Annotated in this window: 1 protein-coding gene; it reads right to left on the minus strand. The window is 35.8% G+C overall.

What is annotated here, in order from left to right:
* Positions 1-241: 241 nt before the first annotated feature.
* Positions 242-6,331 (minus strand): DUF4347 domain-containing protein, encoded by a 6,090-nt coding sequence (locus tag ACFE93_RS14290; RefSeq protein WP_375473912.1) that lies wholly within the window; start codon positions 6,329-6,331, stop codon positions 242-244.
* Positions 6,332-7,056: the final 725 nt, after the last annotated feature.

Below are 7,056 nucleotides of genomic sequence, written 5' to 3' on the forward strand. Positions count from 1 at the left end.
AGATAGTTTGTGGGTTATAACTCATCTCAAACTCAATGAGGAAAAACTACGGGTCTCAACCTAGACGAGGTTTAACTAGTGATTATTAACAAATTTTTCTATCTGATTTGTTCAGCAGTTTCGCACCGGGAACTAGTCTAAACTCCAGTTTTTCAGCAACCCCTAATTAACCAATAATTTGCACTTGCCGAATCGAAAAAATCATGTCATTATAATCGCGATCGCCACTACCAATGAAGTCCTAGAAACCAAATTTGTTATTACCCAAGCTGCGAATATGCTCTACGCCGTCGCTATTAATACCTAAATGTGATGTCAAGATCCGACTTAAATCTTTATTAATGCTAGAAAGGGTACCGTTAGAAACTAAGAATGGTAGGTAGTATCCACCACCGATTAAATTAACAGAAATTTCTTGGGTCTGAAGATTAGCCGCTTGTATCTCTGTGCCTTGGACTAGGCGGTCTGTTGTTATTAGTTCCAGATAACGCTGCTTTTGTTCAACGCTCAAACTAGATGTAGGGTCAAGTAACATACCAGTAAGTGGGTCTCGAATTGAGCCTTTAGCATCATCGACTCGGTATAAGTAAGCAGAGTTATTATTTGCAGCTTCTCTTTGAAGTGATAAGCTTAGTTTCACTTGCTTACCATCAAAAGCAGCTTTTTGGCTTAAATTCTTGAAATTACTAAAGATTATAATAGGTGCGTCATTGACAGCGCTAACTTTAATCTTGACTATATCTTGTTTTGTTAACGGTCCACCTGAGCCAGAATTACCTAAGTCATTAGTATTAATCGTAAGGGTATCTTCACCGTTGAAATCTTGATTACCTCGGTAAACTAAACCTTCAAGGGCACTATTAATATCTATGACTTTACCCTTAAAAGTCATGCTGGTGTTAATTGTTCCATCACCTTGCAAGAACGTTAACCCTGTAATTTGTTTTAAGGTTAAAGCACCTTTAGTGACACCAACTGTTACCTTTAAGTCTCCTGTCCCTTCATTAACATCAATATCGCTGACCGTGATAGCATTTTTATTAATAGTGCTAAAGGTCAAATCAGTATCTTCTTTGACAGTTTGCTCACCAGGAACAGTATTTATAGGAGCATCATTAATTGCAGTCAGTTGAATTTTTACAGTCTCTTCGTCTTTGAGGATATTACCTTTACCTCTGTTACCTAAATCACTAGTAGATATAGTTAGGTTATCTTCACCTTGGACATCACTGTTTAAATCTTTATTGCCCAAATAAGTTAAGCCATTGAGAACCTGATTTACTCTGTCAATGCTGCCTCTAAAGGTCATAGTCGCATTGCCAAGACCATCACCATTAATGAACTCTAAGCCTGTGGTACTACTCAAGGTCAACAAACCATGAGTAACAGATAAAGTTACCTCCAGTATTCCGGTTCCTTCTTTGACATCTACATCGCTGATGGTAATGGCATTTTTATTAAAGTCATTGAAAACTAATGTGAAATCTTCATTGACATTTTGCTCCATAGGAACGGCAATTAGTGGAGTATCGTTTACTGGGTCGATAGTAATTTGGAAACTATCAATATCAGTTAAAGCACCACCCCTACCAGTATTACCTAAATCGTTAGTAGTAACAGTTAAGGTATCGACACCATTTGCATTAAGATTTCCGCGATAAACAAGAGTATTTAAAGCAGCATTGATATCTGCTATTTGACCACGGAAAACTACGGTAGATTTACCATTAGTATTATTGCTGTTAAAGGTTAAGTTAGCGGTATTTTGCAGAGTTAAAATGCCTTTCCCGACCGACAATTTAACTTCAACTACACCAGTACCTTCGGCAGCATCGACATCTTTTATCTGGATAGCTTTGGCACCAGTTAAAGCTAAATCTGTGTCTTCATCTACACTCTGATTACCTGGAACTGTATTTACAGGTGCGTCATTGATAGCATTTCGTTTGATTGTAACAGTATCAGTATCTGTCTTGATACCACCATCGCCAGTATTTCCTAAGTCACTTGTGATAATAGTTAAAGTATCATCGCCTTTGGCATTACTATTAGAATCTTGGTTGCCAATATAAACAAGACCATTGAGAGCTTGGTTAATTTTATCAACACTACCAGTAAAGGTGAGATTAGAGTCGCTAACACCATCACCTTCAGTGAAAGTTAAGTCTGAAGTATTAGATAAAGTTAATAAACCTTTGGCGACAGATAATTTAACTTCAACTTTTCCAGTACCTTCTAAAGCATCTACATCGGTAATACTAATAGCATTACCATTGGCAGTATTGAAGATTAACTGGACATCTTCATCAACGATTTGCTGGATAGGAACGGTATTTATTGGACTATCATTGACTGGATTGATAGTAATTTGCACCCTTTTGGTGTCAGTTAAAATACCACCAATTCCAGTATTACCTAAATCGCTAGCAGTAACTGTTAATGTATCGTCGCCGTTAACGTTGAGATTTCCACGATAAAAAAGACTTTTAAGGGCGATGTTAACATCGGCAATTTTACCTCGGAAGATGACATCCGATTTACCATTACCACTGGTGGCATCAAAAGTTAGACCAGTTATAACTTTTAAATTTAAAGTGCCCTTTGCTACCGAAAGCTTAACTTGAACTTCACCACTACCTTCGGCTGCATCTACATCTTTAACTTGAATAGCGTTAATACCAGTTAATTCTAAATCTGTATCTTCGTTTATGACCTGACTAACAGGAACAGCAATTTCAGGGGCATCATTGATAGCTATAACTTTTATTTGGACTGTATCTTCTTTCTTCAGTTCACCAGGAATCCCAGTATTACCCAAGTCACTGGTGAGAATTTTTAGGGTATCGTCACCATTAAAATCTTGATTTCCTCGATAAGTTAAACCTTCGAGGGCACTATTAATATCTGTTTGTGTACCTTTTAAGGTAATTGAGTTACTCTCATTGCCTTGTAATAAAGTTAATCCTGTTGTTTGTTGTCCTAAAGTTAGTTTTCCTTTAATAACAGAAAGGATTACTTGGATATCGCCTTTATCTTTCGCTAAATCAACATCGCTAACGCTAATCGCATTTGAAGTACTACTCTTAAAAACTAAATTTTTGTCTTCCTCGATACTTTGCTGTCCAGGAAATGTATTGACTGGGGCATCATTAACAGCAGTAACATTAATTTGTACTGTTTTACTCGCATCTTCAAGAACACCACCTTCACCTTTGTTTCCTAAGTCGCTAGTAACAATACTTAAGATATCAGTACCGTTGTAGTTTAAATTTCCTCGATAAGTTAAACCGTCTAGTGCTTTATTAATTGCACTTAAGGTTCCTTTAAAGAAAATACTAGATTTACCATTACTACTACCTGATAGAAAACTTATACCTGTTGTGTCTGCTAAGATTAATGCACCGTTAGTTACAGATAATGTAACTTCTAACTCACCTGTACCTTCATTAACATCAACATCGCTAACAGTAATAGCCTTACCATTAGCCATGCTAAATATTAAATCTTTATCTTCTTCAACGCTTTGGGCACCAGGTACTGTATTAATAGGAGCATCATTAACAGCATCTATGTTAATACTGATTAATTTTTCATCTTTCTTACTACCACCAATACCAACATTACCTAAGTCATCTGTAATAATTTTGAGTGTATCAGTGCCGTTTAGATTTGTATTACCAAGATAAGTTAGGCCATTGAGAGCATTATTAACATCAGCCAGCTTTCCAGTAAAAGTTATATTAGCTTGAGCATTGCTATTACCAGAATCAAAATTAATCCCATTGATGGATGCTAGAGTTAAAATTCCTTTTGTTACAGAAAGCGTTACTTGTAAAACTCCCGTAGGATTCTCATTTACATCTACATCATCAACTCGAATTAGATTATTATTCGCGCTATTAAATACTAAAATATTTTCTTCTTTGACACTTTGCGCTGCTGGTACAGTATTTACAGGTGCATCATTGATGGCATTGATATTGATGGTAATAGTCTTATCACTGGTCAAGTTAGTACCAGCACCACTATTGCCTAAGTCATCTGTTAACACACGAACTAAAGCAGTACCGTTAGAGTTAGCAGTCGGCTTAAATTTCATGCCATTTAAGGCTTTATTGATATCTGTGATGATGCCTTTAAATTGAAGCGTAGCATTATCAGTGCCATCCCCTATACCACCAGTAAAATCTAACCCGCTAATACCATTGAGGCTAAGAGTACCTTTGTTAGTTTCAAGCCTGACTTTGATAGGATTATTACCAGCATCTGGGTCGCTTATCGATATCAGACTGTCGGCTGTAAATGTTAAAATCTGATCTTCATTGATAGTTTGCGTTGCTAGAACAGTGTTAACAGGCGCATCATTTTCGGCAATAACATTAATAACTTTAGATACAGCAGTGCTAGTTCCACCATCACCATCATTGACTGTAATCGAAATAGTGCGGCTAGGGTTAGGTGTATTAGAAGTGTTTTGATAGGTAAGATTTTGAATTAAAGCTTTTACAGCAGCTAAAGTAGCATTAACGTTAGTAAATCTAATAACTAAGCCTTTGCCACCCGCACCATTATTAATAGTGTCAATACTGCCAAAAACAGTTCCGTTATAGCTAACATTTCCGCTACTTAAAGTAATACCATTACTACCACTATTAACTGAAAGTTGGTCTTCTGCTCCACTACCACTGCTATAGTTAACTGTGAGATTACCTGCATTAAAGTCAGAGGAATCTATATCCGTAAGGGTAATGTTGCTATATATAATAGATGCAGCAATATTAAGCGCATTTTCATTAAAAGTAACAGAATAAATTATATCTTTTAGTTCAGGGTTATTGTTGATGTTAGTAAAGCTAATAGTCGGAGTTTTTTGACTAGAAGTGTTGTAGCCATCGCTAAGAATTATATTAAAAGATGGAGCATTTTCACTACTGTTGTGAACAAATTGAACTACTCCGCTGTTGATATCTTGCTGGGTAAATGTAGTTTTAGGGATACCATTTAGCCGAAATTCACCATTTTGAAGATTGCTAATGATATATGTAATTTTACTAAGGTCAATGCTATTATCAACATCTGTCGCATTAAAGTTACTAGAAGAGAGGGTGATTGTCTCCCCTTCCTTCACTGCTAGAGTATTGACTTTTAATTGAGGTTCAGTTACAAAACGGATAGAACTAACACCATTAAGGTTAGATGCATTGACTGAATATGCTACACCAACGGCTTTGCTATCTTCTAATGTACCCTTGTTTAAACCAATGCTGGCAGTACTTCCATCATTTTGTGTTGCCGTTGAATAAATAAAATCAATATTATTGCTGTCTTTGTATAATACAACTTGAAAGGTTATATTATTATTATTATTATTTTCAGCTTTGAAGTTAGTCCATTGTACAGTAAAACGATTAGATTCTGATTTTGTGTAAATTTTTCCTGTGCGGTCAGTAGCAGTTATTTGTGCATCTAAATCATCCCAAAAAGGGAAAATGCTATTTACTGGTACGCCAGAACTAGTAGATGGAATAATAGCGTTATTCCTAAATTGAGCGGTTCCATTAAACGAAATCCCTCCATTTTCACCAATAATTATTTGACTAAAATTATTGCCGTAAAAATTAAATTCAAAAGGCAGAGTAATCGAAGTTTGCTGGTCTCTACCTACTATACTCTGAAAGATGCCAGTAGAACTGATATCTATAAAAGGAACCGTTCCTTTAGTGCCCTCTTTTGAATCATAGTACGTGTAATATTTATCGCCACCCGTTCCAAATACTCCAGCATAAGTTACTAACACTTCAGGTTGAAATATTAAACCAGGAAAATGTGAAATATCTTTGCCGTAGCGAACATCTAAATCCCAGTTACTACCTAAGTTTGAGTTACCAACAGCAGTACTAGAAGCGTATATATTAGCTTGAGTAATATTATGCAGTTTCTCTAAAAACTCAGTTCCGCCATCCGCACCAACATTACAACTATAAAGAAGAAGCGCAGGAGTATAGTAGTCAGGAGTTGAATTTAACCAAGTTTGAAGTTCTTGGGTGTAATGTCCTAAAGTTTTTAGGCTTAGTTCCGCATTCCCTAAATAAAGTGTTCCTGGCGTCCCGTGTGAGATGATATGTATACTCTCAACATCCTGGTGCTGGGACAAAGTTTGTGTAATTTGCTCGACTCCATCAACTTCTGGATGCAAAATATAGATTTCTGCACCTGCTTTTATACCATTTTTCAGGTCTTGAAAATCTTGTACTTGTGAGTCAATGAATACTAGAATAGAGCTATTTTTTGGAAAAGATGCTTGGAAAAATAAGGGCTGGTTAGATTTCATACTTTTGCTCGTTATTTTTTGCTATTAATAAATAAAATCTAAAAGTTCAGTTAATTGGTGCTTGAATAGTTATCTTCAATTGCAAACTGTTGATATGGTAAGGAGTTATCAAACAACTGTAAGTTAATCACTCTCGCTCGTTATCCTTAGAGGATGTCTGAAAACTTTTTGGTGTTGTATTTAAGACTTGTAGATCCCCCTAAATCCCCCTTAAAAAGGGGGACTTTGAGATAAATTCCCCCCTTTTTAACGGTGGCTAGGGGGGATCAGGCGAAATGTTTAATACTTCTCAGACATCCTCTTACCAAGTGAACACTATATTGAAGAATTAATCTTTGCACCCTTTTGAACTTGTTGTATGTACCTTGTTATTCTAAGTACTTTACATAGTAACAACCTCAGTAATTACTCTTAAATGCAATTTAAATGTTAATTTAGTAAGTAGACATAATAAAAACAAACTATGTAAAGATAAGTAAATATGGAGAATGCATCTATATGAGGTGACTTATACATGGACGCTCCTTTGAGGATATTTCTAACTCGTAAGCAAGATCGAACTCTGTTAAATTTAAGAACACAGGAGCTACCACAGAAGGTTAACTAGCAATGATATTTATACGTAATTTACCTGCAATTAGGGCTGTTAAGATCGTATAATTACTGTTATAAAAAAACAGCAAATTCAAACAGTGCCTATAAAAATCCTGATTTTATTATGAATA

Origin of the sequence: uncultured Nostoc sp., from assembly GCF_964247315.1 — a bacterium.
Taxonomy (GTDB): Bacteria; Cyanobacteriota; Cyanobacteriia; order Cyanobacteriales; family Nostocaceae; genus Nostoc.